General features: G+C 65.7%; 24 protein-coding genes. 12 read left to right on the top strand and 12 right to left on the bottom strand.

The genetic code is table 11. From position 1 onward, the window contains the following. The first annotated feature begins 196 nt into the window (after positions 1-196). Positions 197-1126 carry a zinc metalloprotease HtpX gene (htpX, locus tag ACVMDN_RS28965; RefSeq protein ID WP_141340519.1) on the top strand — a complete coding sequence of 310 codons (930 nt, stop codon included), beginning with the start codon at positions 197-199 and terminating at the stop codon, positions 1124-1126. Positions 1127-1315: 189 nt separating this feature from the next. Here htpX and ACVMDN_RS28960 read toward each other — a convergent pair whose 3' ends face one another. Both ACVMDN_RS28960 and ACVMDN_RS28955 read right to left on the bottom strand, forming a co-directional pair. Further along, positions 1316-2479, bottom strand: a complete 1164-nt coding sequence (locus ACVMDN_RS28960) for an IS4 family transposase (RefSeq protein WP_456834807.1) — start codon at positions 2477-2479, stop codon at positions 1316-1318. Between the two features lie 133 nt (positions 2480-2612). Then, positions 2613-3563: an aldo/keto reductase gene (locus ACVMDN_RS28955; RefSeq protein WP_057016967.1), complete on the bottom strand. Its 951-nt coding sequence runs from the start codon at positions 3561-3563 to the stop codon at positions 2613-2615. 401 nt (positions 3564-3964) lie between these two features. Here ACVMDN_RS28955 and ACVMDN_RS28950 point away from each other — a divergent pair, with 401 nt between their 5' ends. Further along, positions 3965-4300 (top strand): GYD domain-containing protein, encoded by a 336-nt coding sequence (locus ACVMDN_RS28950; RefSeq protein WP_076826139.1) that lies wholly within the window; start codon positions 3965-3967, stop codon positions 4298-4300. Positions 4301-4870: 570 nt separating this feature from the next. On the opposite strand, the gene ACVMDN_RS28945 is transcribed toward ACVMDN_RS28950, so the two are convergent. Beyond that, a complete protein-coding gene (locus ACVMDN_RS28945; protein WP_141340533.1) occupies positions 4871-6124 on the bottom strand; it encodes a Spy/CpxP family protein refolding chaperone in 1254 nt (417 codons plus the stop codon). A 460-nt stretch (positions 6125-6584) separates the two neighbouring features. Further along, positions 6585-8027 carry a helix-turn-helix domain-containing protein gene (locus ACVMDN_RS28940; RefSeq protein WP_057016971.1) on the bottom strand — a complete coding sequence of 481 codons (1443 nt, stop codon included), beginning with the start codon at positions 8025-8027 and terminating at the stop codon, positions 6585-6587. A gap of 426 nt (positions 8028-8453) precedes the next feature. On the opposite strand from ACVMDN_RS28940, the gene ACVMDN_RS28935 reads away from it, so the two are divergent. The 3 genes from ACVMDN_RS28935 (at position 8454) to ACVMDN_RS28925 (ending at position 10219) form a co-directional block, all read left to right on the top strand. After that, a complete protein-coding gene (locus ACVMDN_RS28935; protein WP_016839740.1) occupies positions 8454-8663 on the top strand; it encodes a DUF4170 domain-containing protein in 210 nt (69 codons plus the stop codon). Between the two features lie 212 nt (positions 8664-8875). After that, complete coding sequence (locus ACVMDN_RS28930; protein ID WP_141340521.1) at positions 8876-9451, top strand: hypothetical protein; 576 nt, start codon at positions 8876-8878, stop codon at positions 9449-9451. Between the two features lie 21 nt (positions 9452-9472). Further along, complete coding sequence (locus tag ACVMDN_RS28925) at positions 9473-10219, top strand: glycine-rich domain-containing protein (protein WP_141340522.1); 747 nt, start codon at positions 9473-9475, stop codon at positions 10217-10219. Here the strand turns inward: ACVMDN_RS28925 and ACVMDN_RS28920 are convergent. Then, on the bottom strand, positions 10216-11103 hold the full coding sequence (locus tag ACVMDN_RS28920) for a metallophosphoesterase family protein (protein WP_076830260.1): 888 nt from the start codon (positions 11101-11103) through the stop codon (positions 10216-10218). The genes ACVMDN_RS28925 and ACVMDN_RS28920 overlap by 4 nt on opposite strands. Before the next feature lie 147 nt (positions 11104-11250). Between ACVMDN_RS28920 and ACVMDN_RS28915 the strand changes: the two genes are divergently transcribed. From ACVMDN_RS28915 to ACVMDN_RS28905, 3 genes are all read left to right on the top strand, one after another. Next, entirely contained in the window at positions 11251-11739 is a 489-nt protein-coding gene (locus ACVMDN_RS28915; RefSeq protein ID WP_016839736.1) for an NUDIX domain-containing protein, read from the top strand. Positions 11740-11778: 39 nt separating this feature from the next. Beyond that, positions 11779-12291: a GNAT family N-acetyltransferase gene (locus tag ACVMDN_RS28910; protein WP_057016974.1), complete on the top strand. Its 513-nt coding sequence runs from the start codon at positions 11779-11781 to the stop codon at positions 12289-12291. A 113-nt stretch (positions 12292-12404) separates the two neighbouring features. Then, a complete protein-coding gene (locus tag ACVMDN_RS28905; RefSeq protein WP_016839733.1) occupies positions 12405-12722 on the top strand; it encodes an EthD family reductase in 318 nt (105 codons plus the stop codon). A gap of 175 nt (positions 12723-12897) precedes the next feature. Here the strand turns inward: ACVMDN_RS28905 and ACVMDN_RS28900 are convergent, their stop codons facing one another. From ACVMDN_RS28900 to ACVMDN_RS28875, 6 genes are all read right to left on the bottom strand, one after another. Beyond that, positions 12898-15267 (bottom strand): TonB-dependent receptor, encoded by a 2370-nt coding sequence (locus ACVMDN_RS28900; protein WP_141340523.1) that lies wholly within the window; start codon positions 15265-15267, stop codon positions 12898-12900. Positions 15268-15389: 122 nt separating this feature from the next. Next, positions 15390-15812: a DUF2946 family protein gene (locus tag ACVMDN_RS28895; protein ID WP_057016976.1), complete on the bottom strand. Its 423-nt coding sequence runs from the start codon at positions 15810-15812 to the stop codon at positions 15390-15392. A gap of 163 nt (positions 15813-15975) precedes the next feature. Then, the gene (locus tag ACVMDN_RS28890; protein ID WP_141340524.1) at positions 15976-18039 is read right to left on the bottom strand and encodes a hypothetical protein; all 2064 of its coding nucleotides are present in this window, start codon (positions 18037-18039) and stop codon (positions 15976-15978) included. Between the two features lie 120 nt (positions 18040-18159). Then, entirely contained in the window at positions 18160-20970 is a 2811-nt protein-coding gene (locus tag ACVMDN_RS28885; RefSeq protein ID WP_076830466.1) for a DUF4159 domain-containing protein, read from the bottom strand. Next, positions 20970-21911 carry a DUF58 domain-containing protein gene (locus ACVMDN_RS28880; protein WP_076830268.1) on the bottom strand — a complete coding sequence of 314 codons (942 nt, stop codon included), beginning with the start codon at positions 21909-21911 and terminating at the stop codon, positions 20970-20972. Before ACVMDN_RS28880 ends, ACVMDN_RS28885 begins: the two co-directional genes overlap by 1 nt. After that, complete coding sequence (locus ACVMDN_RS28875; protein WP_038386028.1) at positions 21911-22915, bottom strand: AAA family ATPase; 1005 nt, start codon at positions 22913-22915, stop codon at positions 21911-21913. Before ACVMDN_RS28875 ends, ACVMDN_RS28880 begins: the two co-directional genes overlap by 1 nt. Positions 22916-23156: 241 nt before the next feature. Between ACVMDN_RS28875 and ACVMDN_RS28870 the strand changes: the two genes are divergently transcribed. Genes ACVMDN_RS28870 through ACVMDN_RS28855 form a run of 4 tightly spaced genes read left to right on the top strand, consistent with a single transcriptional unit; the run spans position 23157 to position 25979 of the window. Next, a complete protein-coding gene (locus ACVMDN_RS28870) occupies positions 23157-23798 on the top strand; it encodes a DUF1285 domain-containing protein (protein ID WP_057016979.1) in 642 nt (213 codons plus the stop codon). A 32-nt stretch (positions 23799-23830) separates the two neighbouring features. Beyond that, positions 23831-24466, top strand: coding sequence for a CoA pyrophosphatase (locus tag ACVMDN_RS28865; RefSeq protein ID WP_371852161.1), 636 nt, complete (start codon positions 23831-23833; stop codon positions 24464-24466). Beyond that, positions 24463-24726 carry a DUF6111 family protein gene (locus ACVMDN_RS28860; RefSeq protein WP_057016980.1) on the top strand — a complete coding sequence of 88 codons (264 nt, stop codon included), beginning with the start codon at positions 24463-24465 and terminating at the stop codon, positions 24724-24726. Before ACVMDN_RS28865 ends, ACVMDN_RS28860 begins: the two co-directional genes overlap by 4 nt. After that, positions 24723-25979 carry a CCA tRNA nucleotidyltransferase gene (locus ACVMDN_RS28855; protein WP_141340525.1) on the top strand — a complete coding sequence of 419 codons (1257 nt, stop codon included), beginning with the start codon at positions 24723-24725 and terminating at the stop codon, positions 25977-25979. Before ACVMDN_RS28860 ends, ACVMDN_RS28855 begins: the two co-directional genes overlap by 4 nt. A gap of 155 nt (positions 25980-26134) precedes the next feature. Here ACVMDN_RS28855 and ACVMDN_RS28850 read toward each other — a convergent pair whose 3' ends face one another. Continuing rightward, positions 26135-26383, bottom strand: a complete 249-nt coding sequence (locus tag ACVMDN_RS28850) for a DUF2158 domain-containing protein (protein ID WP_244558905.1) — start codon at positions 26381-26383, stop codon at positions 26135-26137. Positions 26384-26456: the final 73 nt, after the last annotated feature.

Below are 26456 nucleotides of genomic sequence, written 5' to 3'. Positions count from 1 at the left end.
AAGCGACATGCGGGACCGGTCTTACCCCGCATATCGCTTCGCTCATGCGGGCTACCGATCGCCGCGGCACATAACCGATTATTAACCCGCGCCGCGTCGCTGCGACGCACTGGTTCCCCTTGCGGCTTCAGCGGCAAAATCCCTACCTCAGCGGCGTCAGTTGTGGCAGCATTCCGCTCGCCGTGAGGGAACAACGATGAACTATTTCCGCACCGCGCTCCTGCTTGCCGGCCTCACCGCCCTGTTCATGGGGGTCGGCTATCTGATCGGCGGCGGCACCGGCGCCGTGATCGCGCTGATGGTCGCGGCTGCGACAAATCTGTTCACCTACTGGAATTCCGATCGCATGGTGCTGTCGATGTACGGCGCCCATCAGGTCGATGCGGGCTCGGCGCCCGAACTCTACAATCTCGTCGCCGAGCTGGCACAGCGCGCCGCTCTCCCGATGCCGCGCGTGTTTCTGATGGACGAGGCGCAGCCCAATGCGTTCGCGACCGGCCGCAATCCGGAGAACGCGGCGGTCGCCGTCACCACGGGCCTGATGCAGCAGCTCAGCCGCGAGGAGCTCGCCGGCGTGATCGCGCATGAGCTTGCGCATATCAAGCATCACGACACGCTGACCATGACGATCACAGCGACGATCGCCGGCGCGATCTCGATGCTGGCGCAGTTCGGCATGTTCTTCGGCGGCAACCGCAACAACAACGGCCCCGGCATCGTCGGATCGATCGCGATGATGATCCTGGCGCCGCTCGGCGCCATGCTGGTGCAGATGGCGATCAGCCGCACCCGCGAATACGCCGCCGACAATTATGGCGCACGCATCGTCGGCCAGCCGATGTGGCTTGCCTCCGCGCTCGCGAAGATCGAGAACGCCGCGCATCAGGTGCCGAACATGGAGGCCGAGCGCAATCCGGCCACCGCGCACATGTTCATCATCAACCCGCTGTCGGGCCACGGCGTCGACAATCTGTTCGCGACCCATCCCTCGACCGCGAACCGCATCGCCGCGCTGCAGCAGCTCGCCGCCGAGCTCGGCACCCAGACCGCGCCGCGCCCGGCCGGTGGAAGCTATCCGCCGCGCAGCCCGTGGGGCGGATCCGGCCAGCGTGGCCCGTGGGGGTAGGGTAAGACCAAGCCGTAGCCGCGAAGGCGGTGTGCTCCCTCGCCCCGTTCTTAGGGGAGAGGGTTGGGGTGAGGGGCTGTCTCCGCAAATACGGCGATAGCTGCACTCGCGGAAGCTCCCCCTCACCCGGAACGCATCTAGCGATGCGTTCCGACCTCTCCCCGCACGCGCAGGGGTGTCCGGGGAAATTCAGGCATAGCGGAGCTCCATCTGGTCAGGTGAGATGGTTGATTTCCGACGGCTGGGGTTGATGGGCGGAGGTTTGTCGATGGCAGCGAGGGATCGACGCGTGAGCAGGAGCTGGCCGACGAGTTCGGCGAACCTGAGCGGGAGCATTTTGATGCAGTTGGTGTGAGCGGCGATGCGCAGCAGCAGGTAGGCAATCATCGCAGCGAGCACCTGAAGGCGGATCGCGTTGTCGTTGGCGCCGAGGAACTTGCGAATATCGAGATGCTGCTTGATCCAGCGGAACAGCAGCTCGATTTGCCATCGGCTCTTGTAGAGGGCGGCGATCTCGACGGCGCTACGGGCAAGGTCGTTGGTTAGGAGTGTGATCTTGCCGCCTTTCTCGCGTCTGATCTTGATGCGGCGGAGCGGGATTGGAAGGCGCGAATCGCCCTTGCTGATGAGCTTCACCTCGTCATCGGCAAGGATTTCGAAGTCATCCCCGTTACGCTTGCGGATGGCGCGATGCCTGAGCGAGCGAAGACGGATGCTCGTCTTCGCCCGGGTAACGAAGAAAGCCTTGCTATCATTGATCTTCTGCCACCAGTCGAAACGGCAATAGCCCTTGTCAAACACATAGGTGGTGGCGGGCTGGATTGGGGTCTGTCGGCCGATCTCGATGTCATTGACGTTCGCGGCCGTCATCTCGACGCAGGTCGGGACATCGCTCCTTGGGTCGTAGACGACATGCAGCTTCATGCCGCGGATGCGGCCGTTCCACGTCGCCCAACTGCAGACCTTGCCGAGCGGGATCGGACTGGCGTCGATCAGACGCACCATCTCCATGCCTTCACTCCGCAGCTGGCGACGCGCCATCGCCGACAGCGCCGCAAAGGTTTGCGCGAAAATGCCGATCGGACGGCGGGCATTGGCATCGGACAACGTCGAGCGCGACAGCTTGCCGGTTCCCAAGTGATAGTGATGCTGCGAATTGGCGTTGAAGCCAGTCACCACCCCGCGCAGACTGCTGTTGCCGCTAAGCTGGGCATAGATCAGCGCCACCAGATGATCCCAGCTCCTGAACGACTTGTCGTAGGCATCCCCGTCCAGACGATCCACAACCGTCTGAAACTGCCGTCGATTGATCGGTTCAAGCAGCCTTCCAAAAATGCTACCGCGATATCGCATGCTCGGCCCTCTGTGTCTCGACAACCAGAAAAGACCGATTTGCCTCGGTCCTGCCGAGCATGCACCGCGACACAGTGAATCATTCCCCGGACACCCCTGCCGCACGCGGGGCGAGGTGAAGTGAAGGCAGCTGCTACGCGCTCGCGGCGTCCAGCCGTTCGACCTGATCCTTGCTCAGCTCAAGTTCGGTCGCCGCGACCAGCGTTGCGACCTGCTCGGGCCTGGTAGCGCTGGCAATCGGCGCGGTGACGGAGGGTTTTGCCATCAGCCAGGCGAGCGCGACCGCGGCCGGCTCGGCGCGGGTTTCCGCGGCGACCTCGTCAAGACCGGCCAGGATGCGCATGCCGCGCGGGTTCATGTATTTTGGGATGCTGCGTGCACCGCGGGGGCTCTTGGCGAAGTCGCTCTCCGAGCGATATTTGCCGGTCAAAAATCCTGCGGCGAGCGAGAAGAACGTGATCACGCCGACGTCGTTCGCCTCGCAGACGCGTTGCAGCGCGCCTTCGTAGCTCGAGCGCTCGGCGAGGCTGTATTCGGGCTGCATGCTCTCATAGCGCGGCAACCCGTTCGCCTTGGCAATGTCGAGCGCACTCTGGAGCCGCTCCGCCGAGAAGTTCGAGGCGCCGATGGCCCTGACCTTGCCGGCCTTGATCAGCTTGTTGTAGGCCGCGAGCGTCTCTTCCTGCGGTGTCGTCTCATCGTCCTTGTGGGACTGGTAGAGATCGATGAAATCGGTCTGTAGCCGCCGCAGCGAATCCTCGACGGCGCGCGCGATGTAGTCCGGCTTCAGCCCGACATTGCCGCCTCCCATGTCCATGCCGACCTTGGTGGCGAGGATGACGCGGTTGCGGTTGCCGCGCGCCTTCATCCATTTGCCGATGATGGTCTCGGATTCGCCGCCGCTGTGGCCCGGCACCCAGCGTGAATAGACATCCGCCGTATCCAGGAATGTCAGCCCCTGATCGAGCACGGTGTCGAGCAGGCGAAACGACGACGTCTCGTCCACGGTCCAGCCGAATACATTGCAGCCGAAGCACAGGGGAGGGACAGTGAGGCCGGAGCGGCCGAGCGCGCGATGCTTCATGAGTTTTCTTTCGCTTGTTCTTGATGGCGGGCGCCGAACACTGAGGCAGATCGCCCTTGTTTGCAAGGCGTTGTCCCGCCACCGCCTAGCGGGCGCCGACGCGTCACTCGGCGGGCTCGGATGGATCGCGTTCGTCGGTCGGGTCAGGCGCGCTGCCCTTCAGTGCCGCATCGACCAAGGAGAGATTTCGTCGCAGAGCAGAAACGCGATTTTATTTGCCGCGGGTCTGATGTAGATTGCGCGGCGAGCTGCCACCGGTTGCGCCGAAATCCGGAGAATGAGCGGCAGCGCGACTGGCCATCGGCAGGCCATTTCTTCTCATTTTTCAGTACGAAATGCTCTGCCCGGGCCGCGCGCCTGGGTGAATGTTTTTTTCATTCCAACCAAACGGAGCGATTGCCATGCATTTCTGCTTCTCTGGTGAATACACCCCGCGTTCCCTGAACAACATCATGGAAAACCCGACGACGAATCGATACGAGGCCGCGAAGAAGTTGATTGAGGCCGCCGGCGGGAAACTGATTTCGATGTACAGCACGGCGACCGATGGCCCCGGCGTGATGGTGATCTTCGACGTGCCGGATCCGAGCTTCGCGCCTGCGGTCAGCGGCGTGGTGGTTGCGGCCGGCGCCATGCAGAACGTGCGGCTGGTCCGGCTCTTTACCCAGGACGAGATCAAGGTGGTGCGTCAGCACGCGACCAACCTCAAGGCCGCCTACACGCCGCCCGGTGGCTAGCAGGCCGAGCGATCCAAAACGGCGCAGATTGATCTGATGGCCGGTGTCACTCTCGCGCGGCGGCGCTTGCTGGCGTCCCGCGCGGAGGCGAGGGCCGTTGCGCGCCGCTGATCCGGGGCGTCAACGGAATGGGCACTAGCTCAGGCGGATGTCCTGGCTACGTGCATGCCGGCCACAGCCCCGGCCGGTTGTGCCGTCGCATGACGTCCGCCGCCTCGCTCGGCCTCCGCTTCAGCAAGACGAGCGCAGTACGCGCTAAGGCGCGATGAGATCAGGGCGTGTACTCATGAATTCTTCGCGTCCGCTTTGATCTCGGAAGCTGACGTTGAGGCCGACATCGCCGTATGTCGGCCTTGGGCCAATAAGCAACATCCAAAGAAGTTCAGTTGACTAGGGGCGGGCCTCAAAGTTCATGTTGAACGGCGTCTCGGTCGCGCGACCGAACTACTTAGAGCCCGCCCCTATAACGCATGCTCGCATGTCCAGCTCTTCTTAGCGGACGACTAGCAAATGCGACAGGGGATGCGAAGTATCGCCTTGGCCGACCAGCGCCGCTTGGGGATGGAAAAATCACACCCCCCGCTTCTTCAGACCGAGCCCCTCGAACTGCGTCTTCTGCTCGTCACTCAGGTTCCAACGGAAATCGTCGACCGCGTCGTTCACGCTGATGATCGCCTCTCTCATCGCTTCCAACCGCGCCTTCGCGGCCTTAAGGCGGGCCGGTGGGGTGAGCGCGTCCTTTGGCGGGCATGGGTTTAAGGCTTCCATGGTGCCCATCGTGGTATCCTGCACCACTTCGAGCGCGGCGCGTTGCGTATCGTTCAGTTTCAGGCTGGCGACGATGTCGTCGAGGGGCCATTGCTGGGCGACGAGCTGGCGGTATTGCTTTTCGGCCTGTTGCTCGTCTTGCGGTTCACGGCTCGCCTGGCAGGCGGCGTCCTGCATCTCCTTCAGCTTCGCGGCCGCAGCGTTAGCGCGGCGGTCGCGTTCGGGCGTGTTGAGCTGGGCCTTCTGTTCATCGCTTAGGAGATCGTAGAATTTTTGAAATGGCGGCATAACGGTCGCAACTGCGCTCAGCATCGCGTTGACGCGGCTCTGCATGGCCGCGAATCGCTCCAGCGCGGTGGTTGCGGTCTGTGCTGTGCAGGAAGCGCGGATGGTGTTGCCGGCGGAAATCCAGGCGCTCGCGAGCTCGTCGAAGGCTGCGCGCTGCGCCTCGTTCGCCGCGACCGCCAGGCCGATCCGCTCGAGGGGAAGGCCGGTCGTCTCGGCGGTGTCGCCGCTACAGAATTCCTGCACCGAGGGCGCTTTGCGATGCCGCCTCCCGGCGGGGCGCTCGGCCGCAAACGCTGAGAGATCGCTCGCAGCGTAAGGCGAGAAGATCGCGGCGTAGAGATCGCCGTAGCCATAGGCCCAGAAGCCGCTGCCATCATTGAGAAGCGCGTAGTCATAGAGATCGCTGTAGGCAAACGGCCAGAAGAGCGGACCGACCCAGCCGTATGAACCGTCGGAGTGCTGCCACCAGCCTTGCGCAGCTCGGCCGCCCTGCCAGCCGGCCAGCGCGGCGACGGCAGTGAGCTGCGCGCGCTCACTCGGGCCGATCGACTCGGCGGCGGGGCGAAGATCTTGCGGTCTTAGAGCAGCCATGCGGACGCGGCTGTGGCGCGCCGCCATGCGTGCGTGGCGGCGACCTGCGACCGACAGCACGCCGGCCACCGCGAAGCGCGCGACACTCACGGGGCCGCCAACGCGCAGGCGGAAACCCGCCTCGGCCGCGCTCGGCAGCGCTCCCAGAACGCCAATTGCAACGCCGGCCGCAGCCATTCCAAGGCGGGACTTTGACATGATCTCTCCCTCGGTCTCTTCCTTGGCGGTCCAGGCCACATCGCGTCACAAATATGACTCGCAGCGGAACCGAAAGTTCCTCCCGCCGTTTTCATTGGGTGAACCTGCGGTCGACGTCAACGGATTAGTCGCGTCGAGTACACGCGCTGGGTCGAATCGTCATCGCGCTTTAGTTTGGTGTGTGATTCGCGCAAACGCGTTGTCGCGAGGGAAAGCCGCTTCGCACTTTTCCGGATCATGCTTTAGCGCACGTCGTCCTCGGTCGAATCCTCCTCCGTTTTCGGCGGCCAGGCGCCGCGCCGGACCAGCGCCTCGTGCAGGAGATGTGCTCGCTGTTCGTCGCACCCGATGGCTGCAAGGTGGTCGAAGGTGCGATCAGCAAGGACGGCTGGTGCAAGGCCTTTGCCGCGGTGGATTGATCGGTGGATTGATCCTTGGCTCACAACTCCCGCGCATTCGAGAACGCGAACGAGGACACGCGCCGCGTGGTCTCGTCCAGGATCAGGGTGCGCGTGATCGGCGGCTCGGCGCGCTGGCTGCAATTCTCGCGCTCGCAAAGCCGGCAGTTGACGCCGATCGGGGTACCCTCGACCTTTTCCAGATCCATGCCGGTGGCATAGACGAGCTTGGCCGCATGCCGGATCTCGCAGCCGAGCCCGATCGCAAAGCGCGGCTGCGGCTGCGGGTAGGGCGCCACCGGCCGGCGCACCATCTGCGCGATCGAGAAGTAGCGCGTGCCGTCCGGCAATTCGATCACCTGGCTGAGCAGGCGGTCCGGCATGTCGAAGGTCGAGTGCACGTTCCAGAGCGGGCAGGTGCCGCCGAACTTGGAGAACGGAAAGGTGCCCGAGGAGAACCGCTTCGACACGTTGCCGGCATTGTCGACGCGGAGCAGGAAGAACGGCACGCCGCGCGCGTTCGGCCGTTGCAGCGTGGTGAGGCGGTGGCAGACCTGCTCGAAGCCGGCGTTGAAGCGCTGCGCCAGCACATGGACGTCGTAGCTCAAGGCTTCGGCTGCGGAATGAAACGCCTGATAAGGCATCATCGCGGCGGCTGCGAAGTAATTGGCGAGCGTGATGCGGTAGAGCCGGCGCGCGGTGTCGTCGAGCGGGCCGGCGCGGCTGACGATGGCGTCGATCGAAGCGCCGCACTCGACAAAGCCGATCTGCAGTGCAAGCTGGAAGCTGCGGCCGGAGCTGTCGACGAGTTCGGAGATCAAGAGCTGCCGGCGGTGCCGATCGAAACGGCGCAGCGTCTCGCGCATCACGTCGACCGGCATCACGCGGGTCAGAATCGAATGTTTTTCGCGGAGGCGCGTGGTCAGCGCCGTGAACAGGCCTTCGGTCGGCACGTTGAGCTCGTCGCGCAAATTCTCCGCGGCGGTCTCGAGCTCCGGAAAATAGTTGCGGTTGGCCTCGATCAGGTCACGCACCCGCTCGATCGGATTGGCGTCGAATTGCGAGCCTTCGCGGTCGGCCATCTGCGCCGCCACCAGAGTCTCGCCGCGGCGCGCCTCGGTGTAGGCGGCGTAGAGCCGCTGCAGCGCGTGCGTCACGCCGGGGCAGAGCTCGGCGAGGTCGCGCAGCTCCTGCTTCGGCAGGTCGATCTGGCGGAACAGGGGATCGGAGAAGATCTCGTTGAGTTCCGCGAAGAAGCGGTCCTCGTCGGCGGTGGCGAGGTCGCGCAAGTCGAGGTCGTAGGTCTCGGCCAGCCGCAGCAGGATCTGCGCCGTCACCGGGCGCTGGTTGCGCTCGATCAGGTTGATGTAGGAGGGCGAGATGCCGAGCCCCTCGGCGATCTGGGTCTGCGACAGCCCCAATTGCTGGCGGATCCGCCGGAAGCGCGGACCGACGAACAGCTTCTTTCCGGATTCACCGGGCACGGGTTGGTCTCGCTTGCCGCAGCAAATTCTGACCGCCTCGCCCCGCGCGCGGGGAGAGGCCGGATCGCATCGCTAGATGCGATCCGGGTGAGGGGGACCCTCCGCGAGTCTCGCTGCGGAGACAGCCCCTCCCCCCAATCCTCTCCCCGTAAGAACGGGGAGAGGGAGAAGAAAAACCGGCGGGCATGGCAGGCTTCCTGACCTATTTTGTGACAAAATTTACAAGTCGACATTTATTACAAGTTCAGATGTTACATGACATCACCAATAAAAAACAAGGCATCTGTACGAACTTCGCGTTTTCGCGTTTATCTCCTGACACGCAATTCGCAATACTCTGTCAAGAATGTCGATATGAGCAGATTGCGGAGATCAAGGTGCAGGCGGCTGGGCAAAGGCAGCCCGATTTTTTGAAGGAGACTGACGATGAGCAAGGGCAGCAATTTCTGGGTGATCGGCGGAGAGTTCGGGTCGATGAACTTCCACAAGCTCGTCGAAGGCTCGGCCCAGGTCCGCGGTCCGTTCAAGACCCGCAAGGAAGCCGAAGAGTGCTGGAAGGAAGTTTCGGAAGAGAGCCGCCACAAGGCCGGCGTGCGCTTCTCCATCGTCGAGGAGCCGTCGCGGGTTTCGGCCTGAGCGCCAGAATTTTCAGAGCTAAGAAAACGTCCAAGGACGGCGGCCCCATCCGGTTCATCCGGGTGGGGTCGACCGCTTTTGGGACAGCGTCAGGTATCTTTGATCTGGGGATAAGTGGCGGCCTAAGTGCTTGGGAACCAACGCCCTTTGCGGACATCTTGGTTGCTGATAGGTTAATGCGCAGGAAACCCGTCACCACGAGACCGCAAGGCATGTCCGATCCGCAGAACACCGGCAGCGAGGCGCGCGAGATGCGGCCGACGCTGCGAGAGGCGTTGCGACGGGCGCGGATCGAGGCGGCCGATCGCACCGGTGTCGTCGTCGAGTTGCGCGACGCCGAGGTGGCGCGGCTCGAGATCCTCAACGATGCGCTCGATCCGCTGTTCGCGCAGGTGCCGGACAAGGTCGATCTGTTCGACCGCGCCATCAGCCAGGGCGAGACGCCGCGGCTGTGGATCGACGTCGTCGCGCATGTGCTGATGGGGCGCGACAAGCGGATCTACCGCTTCGTGCAGGACACGAGGTTCGGCCGCATCGTGCTCGCCGAATCGCATGACGTGGCCGCGATCGTCGATGCCGTCACCGACTATGTCGCGCGCCGCCTGATCGAGCGCGAGCATGCGATGGTGGCAACGCCGCTTCCGGTTGCCGAGCCGCCGGCGCCGCCGCCCGTCCCGGTGGTGACGCCGAGGCGCCGCGGCGGGATCGGCATGTTCGTGTTCGGCTTCGTCATGGGCGCGCTCGCGCTGTTCGGTCTCGCGCTGTATGCGAGCTTGCAAAACTTCTAGCCGCTCAAGGGGCGGGGCATCGTGGTCATAACACCCGCCTCGGCATTTTTCGGCGTCCTGGCGGCGGCCGCGGTGGTCGGCAGCGCCGTGCTGTTCGGCAAGTGGCAAACGTTGCGGCGTGCCGAATACATCCGCACCTTTCACTGGCCGGCGGGCCTGTTGGCGCGGCTCGAGAAGCGTCACCCCGGCTTCACCCGCAAGGACAGCGCGCTGGTCTCGCGCGGCCTGCGGCAGTTCTTCCTCGCCTATCTGATGAGCGGCAAGCGTTACGTCTCGATGCCCTCGCAAGCGGCCGACGACCTCTGGCACGAATTCATCCTCTACACCCGCGAATACGACGCGTTCTGCCGCCGCGCCTTCGGCGGCTTCCTGCATCACACCCCCGCGGTCGTCCTGGTGAAGGAGCGGCGCAGGAGCAATGAGGGGCTGCGCCGGGTCTGGTGGTACTGCTGCAAATACGAGAACATCGATCCGGTCAGGCCGACCCGGCTGCCGCTGCTGTTCGCGCTCGACGCCAAGCTGAACATCGCGAACGGCTTCATCTATCACACCGACTGCGAGGCGCTGCGCCGCAGCGGCATCGGTGGCAGCAGTCCCTATTGCGGCGGCGATTTCTCCGACTCCTCGATCGACGGATCGTCAGCCGGCTTCGGCGATGCCGGCAGCGACGGGAGTGGCGGCGGCGATGGCGGTGACGGCGGTGGTGGTGGCGGCGACAGCGGAGGCGGCTGCGGCGGTGGGTGTGGCGGCGGCGGGGGCGGCGATTAGGAAAGTCGTGCTTGCTTCAATTCGCGAATGCCGGCGTGCTCGCCGAGCCCGCGCACGGTCTGCTCGCAGCGCCACGCATTGCCGTCACGCTCGATCGTGAACAAATTGTAGGCCGCCGCCGGATAGTGCTTGCGCGCCAGCGCCGATGCCGACGGCACGCCGATCGCCGGGATCTTCCGCTCCGGGCCGTCGAACCACATCGTCGAATGGATGTGGTCGTGGCCATGCAGCACCAGCTCGACGCCGTGGCGCCTGAGCAGCGCCAGCAGCTGATGCGAATCGGTCAGCCGCTTGGCGCGGCCGTCGGAGTGCAGCGGGTGATGCACCAGGAGGACGCGGAAGGCGTCCTCCCGCGACAGCTGCGCGAGAATCGCATCGAGCGCATCGAGCTGAGGATGGCCGAGCCAGCCGGTCGCCATCAGCGGCGGGGTCGGCACCGCCGAGGAGACGCCGATCAGCGCCAGCGGCCCGCGGCGACGCACGAACGGAAAATGCGTTGCCGCACCGTCGGCGTCGCCGCGCAGATAGTCGCCGAAGTGACTGACGAAGCGATGCCGGGTCGCGCGCACATAGGCGTCGTGGTTGCCGGGGACCACGGTGACGTCGGCAGGCGAACCTACCCCCTCCAGCCATTGCCGGGCCGGATTGAACTCGGCATCCAGTGCCAGATTGACCAGGTCGCCGGTCACGGCAATGTGGTCCGGCTGCTGCGCCTGCATGTCCGACACCAGCGCGTCGAGCACGTCGCGGCGGTGATATTTGTGACGGTTGCGCGTCCAGTTCAGATAGCCGAAGGCGCGCTTGCCGGCGAGATCGCGCAGCCGCGCCGCCGGCAGCGGCGGCAGATGCGGGTCCGACAGATGCGCGAGGCGGAACGCCGCCATCATGCGATTCCCTTCGGATTGTCCGCGAAAAGTGGCCGGCAGCCGGTCATGTCGTGCTATCCCGAACGTCCTGCCCTGTATTGGCAAGAGCTGCGCAGGCGCGCAAGGATCAAAGCACGGATCAAACACCATGATGTCGAGGGTTCAGTGACGGTCCTGCTCGATTTACGCAAGCGCTACGAGCCGCAGATCAGATGGGTGTTTCATTTCTACTGGCGGCTCGTCCGCAGCATGACGCTCGGGGTCCGTGCCGTCGTGCTCGATGCCGACAACAGGGTGTTCCTGGTCAAGCACAGCTACGTCCATGGCTGGTATCTGCCTGGCGGCGGGGTCGAGGTCGGCGAAAGTTTTATCGAGTCGCTGCGGCGCGAATTGGAGGAGGAGGGGCGGATCGAGCTCAAGGGCGAGCCGGTGCTGCACGGCATCTTCCACAACAGCCACGTCTCGCCGCGCGATCATGTCGCGGTCTACGTCGTCAGGAACTACCGGCAGGACCGCCTGCCGGAGCCGAATCGCGAGATCGTGGCCTGCGGCTTCTTCGATCCGGCTGATCTGCCTGACGAGACCACCCCGGGCACGCGGCTGCGGATCGCGGAGGTGCTCGAGGGCAAGCCGCCGACGGCGACATGGCGGTGATGGACCGCGCCCGCGCCAGATGCTATCCCGCGCCCCACAATGACCGAATTGTCCCTGACCATCCTGCCCGAGACCCCGAAAGACGCCCAGGCGATCGAGCGTCTGCACGAGCGCACCTTCGGGCCTGGCCGCTTCGTGCTCAGTGCCTACCGGCTGCGCGAGCATGTCGATCATTTGCTCGATGTCTCCTTCACGGCGCGGATCGGCACGCTGCTGGTCGGCTCGGTGCGCCAGCTGCCGGTCACGATCGGCGATACGCCGGCCCTGATGCTTGGGCCGTTGACGGTCGAGCCGCCGTTCCGCAGCCGCGGCGTCGGCCGTGCGCTGCTCGAGCGTGCGATCAACGACGCCCGCGCCAAGGGCCATCGGCTGATCGTGCTGGTCGGCGACGAGCCGTACTACGCGCGGGTCGGCTTCAAGCCGGTCCCGAAGGGGCGGATGACCATGCCCGGCCCGGTCGATTACAGTCGCCTGCTTGTCATGGAACTGGTCGACGGCGCGGCCGAGGGCGTGTCCGGGCCAATCCTGCCGGACTGGAGCAAGGCGATCTGACATCCGCGCGAGCGGTGCCGGAACGGTTGCGCACCATCGGAAACTGAAGCACAGTTGAGGCAAGCGCCGGGACAAGACCGGCGCATGTCATATCAACAGGGAGAGTGCGCGCCATGATCAAAGTCAGTGTGATGTATCCGAACAATCCAGGCGCACGCTTTGATCACGACTATTATCGCGACAAGCACATGCCGCTGGTGAAGGCGCGCCTTGGCGACGCGTGCAAATACTACACCGTCGACAAGGGTCTCGCCGGCGGCGCACCGGGGCAACCCGCAACCTATGTCGGAATGTGCCACATCTTCTGCGACTCGGTTGAGGCCTTCGCGGCCGGCATGGGCAAGCACGCCCAGGAGATCATGGGCGATATCCCGAACTACACCGATCTGCAGCCGGTGATCCAGATCAGCGAAGTCGTCGTCGGCCACTGATCGTCCAGACCGAGCAGGTTACGCGGCTCCCCTCAGAGACGCTCGTAGCCCGGATGAAGCGAAGCGAAATCCGGGATCAGTCTCACCGCGGGAGCAGTCTCCCGGATTGCGCTGCGCTCCATCCGGGCTACGCGATAAATCCCTCTGCCGCTGGCAGCAGAGGGATGACCTTGGCTCAGAACTTCAGATTGGCGAACGCCCGTATGCCGAGGCCCGGCATCAGCACCTCGTCCTTGGTATAAGAAACGGAGTTGCGGATGTTCTGGTTGAGCAGGTTGTTGCCGACCAGACCAAGCGTCATCTCGCGTGCGCCGATCCATGACGAAGTGAGCTTGGTGTTGTAGGTGATCTCCGCGTTGAGGAGATTGTAGCCCGCGGTCGGGGTCTCGCCGATGACAGCGATGTCGTTCTGCGCGAAGGCGTGCACCAGATTGATGCGGGTCAGCCAGTTGCTGTCGCGCCAATAGAAGCCGCCGCCAAGCCGCACCGGTGGAATCCGCGGCACGTTGGTGCCGTCGGTGAAGGTCGCGCGCACCACGTCGAACTGGTTCTCGATGCCCCAGATGCCGCCGTTGAGCGGGCCGATGTCGAGCTGGCTCTGGAACTCGGCGCCGCGGAAGATCGCGTCGCGCTGCGAGTAGCGCGCCTGGTTCAGTTCGAGGCCGGGGCCGAGCTGGCACGCGCTCTCGTCACACGTGTTGCCCGTCAGCCGGCGGAATATGAAGCCGTCGAACCTGGTGTAGTAGCCGGTGAGTTCGAACCGCAGCGGTCCGGTCGCCCGCCGTAGTCCGATCTCGATCGATTTTGCGGTTTCGATGCCGAGATTGGGATTGCCGATGTCGAACGTGGCGGTCGCATCGTGTGGGCCGCGCGAGAAGAGCTCGGCCGGTTTCGGCGCGCGTTCGACGTATTGGGCGGTCGCGCTTGCTACCAGATCCCACGGCAGATTCTGGATCAAGCCGATGCTGCCGCTCTTGGGTGTGAAACTGGGATTTTGCGGTGTCGCTGGACCGATGCTTGCGGGGTCGGTGGCCACGTCGAACACGGGGGGAATGAAGGCCGGCGTTGTGCCGGAAAGATCGACGTGTTCGATCCGCCCGGCAATCTGTGCTTTGGTGGTGTCGGTGAACTTCAGCTCGTTGAACACGTAACCGGCGACCCTGTTGTTCTTGTTGGGGTCCCATAATCCGTTGAGCGGGCTGGTCGGATCGTCCGGACTCGGGGCGGTCAGCTCCTGGTGCCCACCCTGCAGGCCGAATGCCGTGGTCACGGTGGCGAAGCGCGCGTTGAACGGCATCATCTGCACCTCGACGCGCGCCTCCTGCTCCTTGCTGGTGAAGGTCTGTCTCACGCCGTCGCTCAATGGATCGGCCGGATCGGCAAGGCCAATCTCGTTGTGGCGATAGTCGGTCGCGCCGACCCAGAACCGCACGGCGTCGATCGCCGCGGCATCGGGCCGGTACTCGCCCTTGACCGCGATCTTGGTCTGGTGCGCGTCGATCCGGGTCTGGTGATCGGCGCCGTCGATACCGGGGATGTGGTAGAGCGAGTCGTTCTGGGTGATCGCCGCGCCGATAAAGCCGCCCTGGAAGAAATAGGAGGCGCCGACTGACGCGCCGTCCGACTGCGTCGCGGAGTTCGGCTGGCGTCCATTGAACGGCTGGCCCGGGACGAACAGATAAGGGTAGCTCGGAATGCTGTAGTCGCTGGTGGTGCGGCCATAGACGTCGGCATGCACGGCGACATTGTTGCCGCCGGCGTCCAGCAGCATGCCGCCGTCGACGCCGCGATTGACCGAGCTCGCCGACGTGCGGGTCTCGACATTGAGGCAACCCGGGCCGCCGGCATCGGCCAGCGGCGCCTTCACCGGCAGCCCGTAGGATTGGAACGGCGCCGCCGTGCAGGTCGGCATCGCATCGGGGATGCGGTTGTTGGTGGCGCTCACTACGCCGCCGATCGAGGTCGAGCCGTAACGCAGCGCGGCCGGGCCGCGCACCACCTCGATCTGATTGGTCGAGAGCGGATCGATCGGCACGAAATGGTCTTCGCCAAGATCCGAGGCGCCGCCACCGCCGAGACCATTCTCGACAATGCCGACGCGGTTGACGTCGAGGCCGCGGATAATCGGCCGGCTGGATGCGCCGGGGGCGAAGCTCGAGCCGGTGATGCCGGGCTTCGAGAACAGCAGATCGCCGAGCGTGGCGGCGCCGGAGCGCCGCAGTTCCTCGTTCGGGATCACGGTGACGGTGGCGAACTGATCGGTGACGACGGGCAGCACGCCCTGCTGCGGTGCTGGCGCCGCCGCTGCGGGCGCCGGTTGTACCGCGGCGACGCGTTCGCGGCTGCGGCTCGGCGCAGCCCGAGCAGCACGGGTCGGCGTGCGCGTCGGCGCAGTCCGGTGCCGCTGGATCGGGCTCGGCGCCGTCACGGTGATGTCAGGCAGTTGCGTCGGCGTCTCCTGGGCCAGCGCGCCGCTACTCATTGCGCCCAGCAATAGCCAGCTCGCGCTCCCGATGTGGAATGCTCGTTTCTTCTGAAGTGTCATTGTCCCGATCCAAGTCCCGATCCAGGGCCCGTCGAAATGACGGATCGATCCCGATTTGCCCCGCTGGAGCAGGCCGCATGTGACGCGGCCGTCCGCTCAGGGCGTGCAGCAACCAGTTGATGTCAGGACAGGGGAGGGGCGCGGGAATGAAAGGCCGCAGGCGCCGACTTCAGATGGAGGAATTCGGCATTGGTGGTTCGGAACAGAAGCTCGACGGCTTCCGGCAGCAACAGCACCGGCGGCGCCGTGAACAGCATGCTGCTCGCGAGCGAGATGACGGCGCAGATTGCGCAATTGTCGGCCGGATGCCGGTCGTTGTCGTGCTTGGCGGGCGGCTCGGTCCCGGTCACCTGGACCGCGAGGTCCGGCGTCGCCGAGGTCCCGATATAGGCGAGATCGATCAGCGATAGCCCGGTCTGAACTGCGGGCGCCGCTTGCGCGGCCGCGATCGGATGGAAATGCCCGAACGACAGCATGAACTGGACGGCGAGCGCGAACAGCGCCAGCCGCGAGCCAGTCTTGATGTGTCGCCGGAACCACTGCATGCCGATAACGCCCGCCCAATCGGGAGCGCGTCAACACCCCAGCGCCCCGATGTTACATTATAACATCGGATGGCATCCGCGATGTCAACCGGCGTTCAGACAATCCGTGTCGATGCATTGCCTGTGTGTGCTTGATGCAACGCAGACGTGAGCCCGGCCGGACTCAGCGTCCCTCGCGCAGCCATGTTGCCGCGAATGCGCCGAGCAACAGCAGCAGGCCAACCAGGCCGGCGAACATCGGCAGCACGCCGACACCCTTCACGACGCTGGCGTCGCGCATCTTAACGCCGAGCCAGCCGTCGCCGCGGAAGATCGAGGAGGAGCGTACCGGCACGACGCGCGGCATGTCGACGCTCGAACCGTCGACGATGCGCCGGGCGTCGCCGCCGGTTGCCTGCGCCAGCGGCTTCAGCATGTCGGTGGTCGAGGTGACCTCCGAGAATTCCTTCGGGTTGGTCGGCCCGACATTGATCAGCGCCTTCAGCGTGCCGTCGGTGGCCTGCCACAGGCCGAGCTCGTTGGCGGGCAGCGTCGCGCGCCACTCGCCGGGATCGCCGGCGGTGAGCGTCAGTTCATGCGTGGTGCCGCTCGGCGACGTCACGGTGACCGGCGATACGGTGTCGGCCATGGTCTGGCGCACCACCATGAGATCCTTACCCTGCACCTGCATGCGCAGCGCCTCTTCGTCGAGGTCGGGCTGCTTCATCAGCCAGTGCGACACCCGCCGCAACAAATCGAGATGCGGGCCGCCGCCCTCGTAGCCGCGCGCCCACAGCCAGATGTGGTCCGAGAGCAGCAGCGCGACGCGGCCTTCGCCGAAGCGCGACAGCAGCAGCAGCGGCTTGCCGTCGGCTCCGGTCATGACCGGCGGATTGATCGCGTTGCGGGTATCGACGGTGCGGAAGAACCGGCTCCAATGCGGCGGCTCGGCATTCGAGCCTTCCAGCCCGCGCGTCACCGGATGGCGCTTACCGGCATCGCTCAGATGCGCGTAGAACGGCTTCTCGGTCACGCCGACCGGTTCGGCCGGCAGCACGGAGTCCAGCGGCGTGCGCCAGATGCTGGTGGTCGAGGCGTAGTCGGGGCCGGCGGACACCAGCACCGCGCCGCCGGCGCGGACATAGCGCGCGATGTTGTCGAAATAGGCGATCGGCAGCACGCCCTGGCGGGCGTAGCGGTCGAAGATGATCAGCTGGAATTCGTTGATCTTCTGCTGGAACAGCTCGCGGGTCGGAAACGCGATCAGCGACAGCTCGTTGATCGGCGTGCCGTCCTGCTTCTCCGGCGGACGCAGAATGGTGAAGTGCACGAGATCGACGCTGGGGTCGGACTTCAGGAGGTTGCGCCAGGTGCGTTCACCGGAATGCGGCTCGCCGGAAACCAGCAGCACGCGCAGCTTGTCGCGCACGCCGTCGATCGCGACTACGGCGCGGTTGTTGACCGGCGTCAGCTCGTTCTCGAGCGGCGAGGCCTCGATCTCGACGATGTTGGGCCCGGCGTGCTTGATGTCGATGTCGACGCTCGAGGTCTGGCCGCTGGTCAGCGTGCGCTCGTTGATCACTTCGCCGTCGCGGCGGATCGTGACCTTGGCGCGCTCGCCGGTGACGCCCTGGTCGTCGAGCCGGAAGGTGATGGTCTGGGTCTGGCCGACGATGCCGAAGCGCGGCGCGGCGGTGATCGCGATGCGGCGGTCGCGCTCGTCCTTGCGGCCGGTGATCAGCGCGTGCACCGGCGCCTGGAAGCCGAGCGCCTGGGCGTTGGCGGGAATGTCATGCACGCGGCCATCGGTGATCATGAAGGCGCCCGCGACGCGCTCGACCGGAACGTCCGACAGCGCCGACGTCAGCGCGCCGAACAGTTTTGTGCCATCGGTCTCGCCATCGGCCTGACCGGCCTCGACGATGCGGACCTCGAGGCCCTTGATCTGCTTCAGGCTGTCGACCAGCGCCTGCCGCGCCTTGTCGGTCTCCTGGTTGCGCGTGCCGAAATTCTGGCTCGGGCTCTTGTCGACCACGACGGCAGCGACCGAGGACAGCGGCTCGCGGTCCTCGCGGGTGAAGGAGGGATTGGCCAGTGCCAGCAGGATCAGCGCCAGCGCCGCGACCCGCACCGCGGCGCCACGCGCGCGCGACACCAGGAGCAGCACGGCAATGACGACGATCGCGCCGAGCGCGAGCCACAGCACGAGCGAAGGAACCAGCGGTGTGAACGCGATGCCGTAGTTCATGACGTCACTCCGTCATTCCGGGGCGATGCGAAAGCATCGAACCCGGAATCTCGAGATTCCGGGTCTGGTCCTTCGGACCATCCCGGAATGACGGTGTTGGCAGCTGAAGCACTTGCATCTCTATTGTCCCAGCCGCTCGATCAAGGCAGGCGCGTGCACCTGGTCGGCCTTGTAGTTGCCGGTCAGCGTGTACATCACGATGTTGACGCCGGCGCGGAAGGCAAATTCGCGCTGGCGCGGCTCGCCCGGCGTCAGCGGCAGCATCGGCTGGCCGTCGGGGCGGATCGCCCAGGCGCCGGCGAGGTCGTTCGACGTGATGATGATCGGCGAGACGCCGTCGCCGCCGCGCGCCGGGCGCTGCGCAGCCTCGTCGTCGTCCTCGCGCGGCAGCGCCTCGACCCAGGTCTGACCGGAGTTGAAGCGGCCGGGGAAATCGCGCAGCAGATAGAACGTCTTGGTCAACACGTGCTCGCGCGGCACCGGCTCGAGCTCGGGCACGTCGAGGGTCGACAGCAATTCGCGCAGCGTCTGCATGCCGGGCGTTTGCGATGAGCCGCTGTCCCCCGGCGGCGCTTCGACGGCGTCACGGGTATCGAAGATGACCGTGCCGCCCTGCTTCATGTAGGCGTCGATCTTGTTGATGGCGTCCTGCGGCGGCTTCGGCGCGCCCGGCACGATCGGCCAGTAGATCAGGGGGAAGAACGTCAGCTCGTCGCGCGCGGGATCGATGCCGACGGGATCGCCGGCTTCCAGCGCGGTGCGCTGTCCGAGGAACAGCGTCAGTCCGGACATCCCCGCCTTGACGATGGAATCGACGTCGGCATTGCCGGTCACGACGTAGGCCAGCCGCGTCTGCGACACCGCCTTGATGGCGAAGTCGTCGCTGCTGGCGTTCTGCGCGCGGCTCGGCGAGGGCACCATCGTGGTCGCAAGGATGAAGGCCAACGCGAGCACGGCCGGTGCCGCGCGCCGCCGGATCAGCGCGGCAAGGCCGCCGCCGAGCATGGCCACCACGATCGCATCGAGCAGGAACAGCGCCAGCGCCGTCGACAGCATGATGCCGCGCAAATCGCGCGGCTCGGCGTTGGTGTAGCTCGCACGCGTCGCGCGCAGGGCCGAGGTGTCGAGCGGCGCGATGCGATCGGCGGAGGCGAGCGTGTTGACCGCGATCGGGCTCTCGGCAGTGCCGTAGAAGCCGGGCGGATGGTCGGCCGTGCCGCGATCGCGATAGTCCGCCGACATCGGCTTGGCGCTCGAGGGCGGCGGGCCGAAGACGCCGAAGCCGTCGAGCGTGCGCAGCGGCGCAACCGTCTCGGCATTGGGATCGCTGGCGACGCCCGGGCCGGGCTTCGAGGTATAGCCGGACATGTCGATCAGCCGGCGCAGCATCTCGACGAAGGTGCCGGACATCGGCAGATCCGACCAGCGCATGTCAGCGCCGACATGGAACAGGCTGACAACGCCCTTGCCGCGACGCTCGCCGGTGACCAGCGGCGTGCCGTCCTCCAGCGAGGCCCAGCTCTTGGTCGAGAGCACGGCGTCGGGCTCGGCCAGCACCTGGCGGTTGACGGTGATGTCCTTCGGCACGGTGAGGCCCGAGAACGGGCCATCGGCGGCGAACGAGGCCATGTGCTGCGGCTTCTCCCAGGTCAGGCTGCCGCCGAGCGTGCGTCCGCCGCGGCGGAGCTTGACGGGAACGAGGTCGTCATCGGCCTGGGCGAGGCGCGGACCTGCGAAGCGCACCAGCACGCCGCCTTGCTCGATCCAGGCATTGAGCCGGTCGCGAATCTCTGGCGATAGCGTGCCGACGTCGGCCATCACGATCATCGGCAGCCGCTGGTCGAGGAATTGCCCGATCACCTGCTGCGGCGCGCCGCGATCGCCGAGCCTGACATCGGCGAATGGCGACAACGCCCGGGAGAGATAGAAGGTCGACGCCAACAGCGGCTGCGCGGTGTCGTTGCTCGCACCCGAGACCACGCCGATGGCGCGGCGGCGCCAGCGCCGGTCGAGCAGCTGCACGGCGCCGGCCGAATGCTCGCCGGAGATTTCGAGCCGTGCGATGTCGTTGCGCAATTCGACCGGAAGATCGAAGGCGGCTTCGGTCTCGCGATCCTGCGGTCCGAATGTGTAGCGCGCCTCGCCGATCGGCGATCCCTTGGCGTCGACCGCGCGTACCGTTCCCGCCGCGATGCCGCTCTCGGTGCGCAGCACCTTCACCGTCATCTTGGCGGCGGCGTTCTCGGCCGCGACCAGCGCCTGCGCCGACTGCGCACCGCCCGCATAGATCGTCAGATTGCGGCTCTCGATCACCTTGCCGAGCCCCTCGGTGAATTCGCTGCCGCGTCCGGTGTCGACGCCGTCGGACAGCCAGGCGATGTCGCAGTCGCCGGTCGACTTGAGGAAACGTCCAAGCGCGCCGAGAGTTTCAACCCGATCGACCGAGTAGGGCTTCGGCGCGAGCTGGCGCAGCGCGACGCGCGCGGCGCCGGCCGGCATCAGTGTGATGTCGCGCGCGGGCTCGGACAGCGGCACCAGCGCGACGCCGCGGCGGTCGCTGTCGGCGTTGGCGATCAGTTCGTCCGCGGCCCTGATCCGCGCATCCCAGCTCGAGGCCGCGCTCCAGCCGTCGTCGAGCAGGATCACCAGCGGCAATTTGCCGGCGGCAACGCCGGTCTGTGGATTCCAGATCGGGCCGGCGGCTGCGAAGATGACGAGCGCGGCGGCGGCGAGCCGCAGCAGCGTCAGCCACCATGGCGTGCGCGACGGTGTCTCCTCCCTCGGCGCGATGTCGAACAATAGCCGCGTCGGCGGGAATTCGATCCGGCGCGGCCGCGGCGGCATCACGCGCAACAGCCACCACAGCACCGGCAGGCTGACCAGCCCCAGCAGCAGCAGCGGTTCGGCAAAGGAGAGGGGGAGGCCTGCGATCATGCGCTGCGTCCCGCCTTGACTATTGAGCGGCCGCCGCCCTTGCTCACCATCATGCCGGCATGCAGGAACAACAGCAGCTCGGCAGCGGAGCGGCTGGTGGTATGGGTCGAGAACAGCCAGTCGAGCCGATTGGTCTCGCCGCGGATCTGGTCGCGATGCAGCGCGACCCGGGCGACATAATCGCTCGCCCAGCTCTCGGCGCGGCCCGCGGTGATGACGCTGCCGATCTCCGGTTCGACGAATTCGACGCGCCCGGAATAGGGGAAGGTCTCTTCGGCGGGATCGACGACCTGGATCATGGTGCCGTGCGCGCCGGAGGAGGAAAGCCCGGCCAGCATCGTCGTGATCTCTGTGATTGGCGACCAGAAATCCGACAACACGACGACTTCGGCCAGCGACGACGGCACGAAGGACGGCGGCAGGCTCGCGCGCGTCTTCTCGTCGTGCAACATCGCTTCCGCCATCTTGTCGATCACGTTGAGGCTTGCCGTCGGATTCAGCAGGCCGGGAATGCCGACGCGTTCTCCGCCCGCAACGAGCAACTCGGCGAGCGCGAAGGCTACGATCAGTCCGCGCTCCAGCTTGCTGTCGCGCGCCTCGCGCGAGGCAAAGGCCATCGACGGCGAGCGGTCGGGCCAGATCCACACCGTGTGCGCGGCTTCCCACTCCTGCTCGCGGACATAGAGATGGTCGTCGCGTGCCGAGCGGCGCCAGTCGACGCGCTGCGACGGCTCGCCGGAGACGAAGCGGCGGTATTGCCAGAAATTCTCGCCCGAGCCGGCGCGGCGGCGGCCGTGCAGGCCATGGATGACGTTGGCAGCGACACGGCGGGCCTCAAGCACCAGACGCGGCAGCGATGCGGCGAGCGTTCGGCTTTCGCCATCGGCACGTCGAACCGCAAGGATCTCCTCGTTGTGGTGCCTGTTGTCTGCGGCCATCAACCGATCCGGGTCTTCAGTTGCTTGATCACGTCGGGAATGGTGCGACCCTCGGCGCGCGCCGAGAACGTCAGCGCCATGCGGTGCTTGAGCACGGGCTCGGCGAGATCGAGCACGTCGTCGATCGACGGCGCGAGTCTCCCGTCGAGCAATGCACGGGCGCGCACCGCGAGCATCAAGGCCTGGCTGGCGCGCGGACCCGGGCCCCATGCGATCAGCTTGCCGGCCTCGCCGCCCTCGGTGCCGGGACGCGCGGCGCGGACCAGCGTCAGGATCGCCTCGACCACGGAATCACCGACCGGCAGCCGCCGCACCAGGCGTTGCGCGGTGAGCAACGTCTCGGCGTCCATCGACGGCTTGGCCGCGGCCTCTTCGGCGCCGGTGGTTTCGAACAGGATGCGCCGCTCGGCGTCGCGATCGGGATAGTCGACGTCGATTTCCATCAGGAAGCGGTCGAGCTGCGCCTCGGGCAGCGGATAGGTGCCTTCCTGCTCCAGCGGGTTCTGTGTCGCGAGCACGTGGAACGGTTTTGGCAAATCATGCCGCGCGCCGGCAATGGTGATGTGCTGCTCCTGCATGGCTTGCAGCAGCGCCGACTGGGTGCGCGGGCTGGCGCGGTTGATCTCGTCGGCCATCAGCAGTTGCGCGAACACGGGACCTGCGATGAAGCGGAACGAACGCTTGCCGGCCGAGCTCTCGTCGAGCACTTCGGCGCCGAGAATGTCCGACGGCATCAGGTCGGGGGTGAACTGAATGCGCTTGGCATCGAGGCCGAGCGTGACGCCGAGGGTCTCGACCAGCTTGGTCTTGGCGAGGCCGGGCACGCCGATCAACAGCGCGTGGCCGCCCGACAGAATCGTCACCAGGGTGTTTTCGATCACCTGCTCCTGGCCGAAGATCACGGTGGAGACCGCTTCCTTGGCGGCCTTGATCTGGCCCGCGACCTGCTCGGCCGAACGGACGATCACATCCTCCAGTTTCTCGACGCTGTCTGCACCAGCCATTCGATCCGCTCCTTCTTGACGATGCGCGCACATCGGCGCGTCGTCATCATCTGTCGTCATCTCGGCCCTCATGCTAAACCTGAGCGAAGGCCATGTATTCGTTGAATTAAACTATCCCCACCTTATCGGTGTTTCAGGGTATGAACGGCATCACGATGTGGCGAGAATGACATCCCGACCACATCTCAGGATATGTGCACCAAACGTGCCAGATTGAAGGTAGGAAACTTTAAGGCAAACAATGGCGAAGCAAGGGCAGAGCGATTCCGGCAGGGAAACCACGGGCCTCGGGAGCAAGGGTCTCGAAGGGCTCACCACGGCCGCCAATCAAGCTGCGACATCGGGTTCGGCCGGACGCAAGGGTCTGCCGCCGGTTCACCTGTGGAATCCGCCATTCTGCGGCGATCTCGACATGCGAATCGCGCCTGACGGCACCTGGTTCTACATGGGAACGCCGATCGGCCGCCCCGCGCTGGTGCGGTTGTTCTCCACGATCCTGAAGCGCGAGGACGGCAAGCACTTTCTCGTGACACCGGTGGAGAAGGTCGGCATCCGCGTCGATGACGCGCCGTTCCTTGCCGTGGAAATGCAGGCCGGGGAAGACGCGCGCGGCCGCCTGCTCAGGTTCCGCACCAATGTCGACGATTGGGTCGATTGCGAGAAAGGCCACGGCCTCAGATTCGAGGCGGCCGAGGACGGCGGATTGACGCCCTATCTGCACGTCCGCGCCGATTTGTGGGCCAAGGTCACCCGCGCGCTCTATTACGATCTGGTTGACATGGGCGAGCAGCGGATGGTCGATGGTCAGGAGATGTTCGGCATCGAGTCCGGCGGCGAGTTCTTCGCGATGGCCGATGCCAGTCAGGTGAGGGACGCACTTTGAACGAGCCGTTGCTGAAGGTGGAGCCGGCGACGATCAGCTCGACGGAATTCTTCGCGCGGGCCCGCACGCGGCTCACTTTCGATGTGCCGCCGGGCCTGGTCGATCCGCATATCATTCCGCGCACCGGAGATTCCGGCAACGACCGCATGCTCGAGATCGTGGCGCAGGAGCAGCCGGTGCGGCCGGCCGCGGTGCTGATCCCGGTGGTCGATCACCCCGAGCCGACCGTGCTGTTGACGCAGCGCTCGCCCAATCTGTCGAGCCATGCCGGCCAGATCTCGTTTCCCGGCGGCAAGATCGACGCCACCGACGCCTCGCCGCTCGATGCCGCGCTGCGCGAGGCCTGCGAGGAAGTCGGACTGAAGCGGGAATTCATCGACCCGGTCGGCTATCTCGACCTTTATGGCACCGCGTTCGGCTTCCGCATCCTGCCGACGGTCGCCAAGGTGAAGCCGGGATTCACGCTTGCGATCAACGAGGCGGAGGTGGTCGATGCGTTCGAGGTGCCGCTCGCCTTCCTGATGAATCCCGAGAATCATCAGATCCACACCAAGGAATTCCGCGGCATGGACCGGTCCTATTACGCGATGCCGTTCGCCGAGCGCTACATCTGGGGCGCGACCGCGGGCATCCTGCGCGTGCTGTATGAGCGGATCTATCTGTCATGATCCGCACGGTATTGACCGAGATCGGAATCTTTCTGGTCCCCTTCGCGGTCTATGCCATCTTCCTCATCGCGACGCGGTCCGGCGTGACGCTGCCGGCGTCATGGCCGCTCGACATGATCGCAAAGCTGACGCTGGTGGCGCTGGTGATGGTCATCGTGAGCTTCGTGCTGCTGGCCGAATTGACTGGCGCGCCGCCGAATTCGATCTACGTTCCAGCCCATATCGAGAACGGCAAGCTGGTGCCGGGAGTTGAGAAATGAGCGAGATGCGCCTGTTGTCCGACGCGCCATGGCTCGCTTCCGGGCCCGCGGCGCGCGTGCTCGACCTGCTCAATGCCGACGGCGAGGAAGCGCGGGTGATCGGCGGGGCCGTGCGCAACGCCTTGATGCAGATTCCACTCGCCGACATCGACATCGCCACCACGGCGCTACCGGAGGAGGTGATCCGCCGCGCCAAGCGGGCGGGCATCAAGAGCGTGCCGACCGGCATCGAGCACGGCACGGTGACCTTGGTCGTCGACAGCCAGCCCTTCGAGGTGACGACGCTGCGCGAGGATACCGAGACCTATGGCCGCAAGGCCAGGGTGGCGTTCGGTCGCGACTGGGTGCGTGACGCCGAGCGGCGCGACTTCACCATCAACGGCCTGTCGGTCGACGCTTCGGGCGTCGTGCACGATCACGTCGGCGGCCTCGCCGACATCGAGGCGAGGCGCGTGCGCTTCATCGGCGATCCCGCGCAGCGGATTGCCGAGGACTATCTGCGCATCCTGCGCTTCTTCCGTTTCCACGCCGCCTACGGCGCGGGCGAGGTCGATCGCGCCGGCTATCTCGCCTGCATCGGCGGGCGCGCCGGTTTGAGCGGCCTGTCGGCCGAGCGGATCCGCATGGAGATGCTCAAGCTCGTGGTCGCGAACGGCGCCGCAAGTGCAATGGTCGCGATGGGTGACGGTGGTTTGCTGCAGCCGCTGTTCGGCGGCATCGCCTATACTGGACCGTTCGCGGCGATGATCGAGATCGAGCGGCTGATGAAGCTCGCGCCGAGCGCGATGCGAAGGCTCGCCGCGCTGACGGTCGCCGTGACCGAGGACGCGCGGCGTATCGCCAGCCGGCTGCGGCTCTCCAACGCCGAGGCCAAGGCGCTCGATTCGATGGGCCATCGCTGGTGGCGCTTGCCCGGCATGGACGAGGCGCATGCCAGGCGCAGGCTGTACCGGCTCGACGAGGAGCCGTATCGCGACCGGGTGCTATTGGCCTGGGCGCGCACCGGCGCGGGCCAGGATGTCGATCAATGGCGCGCGCTCGCCACGCTGCCGGAGCGCTGGCGCGCGCCGCACTTTCCGTTGCGGGCGTCGGATTTCATCGCGCGCGGCATTGCCGAGGGACCGGCACTCGGACATGTCCTGACCCTGGCGGAGGATGCCTGGTTGGCCGCGGACTTTCCGCTGGAGCCGAAGATACTGTCTGATATCGCCGACCAGACCGCGGCCCGTTTCACCCGCGACCATCGGCTTTGAATTTCCTCTGAGTTTTCTCTGAGTTTTCTTGCCGACGTCTCGATGCCGCCGTGGTCAGCGGCGGCACGGTGACGATTGGCTGAACGACGATCGGTCGAACGTCGCATGGAGGCGATGCTGCCGGCATCTGCCAGTCAGCATCGCGCCAATGGATCTCACGCCGCCTTGCGCTTCTTCTTGCGGTCGCCGTCGTCGTCTTCGTCCTCGTCGTCCTCTTCTTCCGCGTCGTCCTCGTCTTCGTCGTCTTCCTCTTCATCGTCCTCCGGATCGAGCTCGGTCGATTCGAGTGCGACAAGCGGCAAGGTTTCGCGAAACAGGTCGCCGTCCGTACCCATCCACAGGCACTCGACCTTGTCCTCGTCGATTTCGACGACCGTGACCGGATGGCCGCCGGACTTCAGCATGACAACATCGCCTGGTTTCAGTTCCATGATTTTCCCTCCGCGCTGGATGACGCGGGCGGCAGGCTAGCGACCG

This window comes from Bradyrhizobium sp. USDA 4510 (assembly GCF_054059095.1).
This window is presented reverse-complemented; position numbering and strand designations above follow the sequence as displayed.

What these genes read in the sequence shown, in the direction of transcription:
- htpX (WP_141340519.1), top strand. Translation starts at nt 197, where the DNA reads ATGAACTATTTCCGCACCGCGCTCCTGCTTGCCGGCCTCACCGCCCTG.
- ACVMDN_RS28960 (WP_456834807.1), bottom strand. Translation starts at nt 2,479, where the DNA reads ATGCGATATCGCGGTAGCATTTTTGGAAGGCTGCTTGAACCGATCAAT.
- ACVMDN_RS28955 (WP_057016967.1), bottom strand. Translation starts at nt 3,563, where the DNA reads ATGAAGCATCGCGCGCTCGGCCGCTCCGGCCTCACTGTCCCTCCCCTG.
- ACVMDN_RS28950 (WP_076826139.1), top strand. Translation starts at nt 3,965, where the DNA reads ATGCATTTCTGCTTCTCTGGTGAATACACCCCGCGTTCCCTGAACAAC.
- ACVMDN_RS28945 (WP_141340533.1), bottom strand. Translation starts at nt 6,124, where the DNA reads ATGGCTGCGGCCGGCGTTGCAATTGGCGTTCTGGGAGCGCTGCCGAGC.
- ACVMDN_RS28935 (WP_016839740.1), top strand. Translation starts at nt 8,454, where the DNA reads ATGAGCAAGGGCAGCAATTTCTGGGTGATCGGCGGAGAGTTCGGGTCG.
- ACVMDN_RS28930 (WP_141340521.1), top strand. Translation starts at nt 8,876, where the DNA reads ATGTCCGATCCGCAGAACACCGGCAGCGAGGCGCGCGAGATGCGGCCG.
- ACVMDN_RS28920 (WP_076830260.1), bottom strand. Translation starts at nt 11,103, where the DNA reads ATGGCGGCGTTCCGCCTCGCGCATCTGTCGGACCCGCATCTGCCGCCG.
- ACVMDN_RS28910 (WP_057016974.1), top strand. Translation starts at nt 11,779, where the DNA reads ATGACCGAATTGTCCCTGACCATCCTGCCCGAGACCCCGAAAGACGCC.
- ACVMDN_RS28905 (WP_016839733.1), top strand. Translation starts at nt 12,405, where the DNA reads ATGATCAAAGTCAGTGTGATGTATCCGAACAATCCAGGCGCACGCTTT.
- ACVMDN_RS28900 (WP_141340523.1), bottom strand. Translation starts at nt 15,267, where the DNA reads ATGACACTTCAGAAGAAACGAGCATTCCACATCGGGAGCGCGAGCTGG.
- ACVMDN_RS28895 (WP_057016976.1), bottom strand. Translation starts at nt 15,812, where the DNA reads ATGCAGTGGTTCCGGCGACACATCAAGACTGGCTCGCGGCTGGCGCTG.
- ACVMDN_RS28890 (WP_141340524.1), bottom strand. Translation starts at nt 18,039, where the DNA reads ATGAACTACGGCATCGCGTTCACACCGCTGGTTCCTTCGCTCGTGCTG.
- ACVMDN_RS28880 (WP_076830268.1), bottom strand. Translation starts at nt 21,911, where the DNA reads ATGGCCGCAGACAACAGGCACCACAACGAGGAGATCCTTGCGGTTCGA.
- ACVMDN_RS28875 (WP_038386028.1), bottom strand. Translation starts at nt 22,915, where the DNA reads ATGGCTGGTGCAGACAGCGTCGAGAAACTGGAGGATGTGATCGTCCGT.
- ACVMDN_RS28870 (WP_057016979.1), top strand. Translation starts at nt 23,157, where the DNA reads ATGGCGAAGCAAGGGCAGAGCGATTCCGGCAGGGAAACCACGGGCCTC.
- ACVMDN_RS28860 (WP_057016980.1), top strand. Translation starts at nt 24,463, where the DNA reads ATGATCCGCACGGTATTGACCGAGATCGGAATCTTTCTGGTCCCCTTC.
- ACVMDN_RS28855 (WP_141340525.1), top strand. Translation starts at nt 24,723, where the DNA reads ATGAGCGAGATGCGCCTGTTGTCCGACGCGCCATGGCTCGCTTCCGGG.
- ACVMDN_RS28850 (WP_244558905.1), bottom strand. Translation starts at nt 26,383, where the DNA reads ATGCTGAAGTCCGGCGGCCATCCGGTCACGGTCGTCGAAATCGACGAG.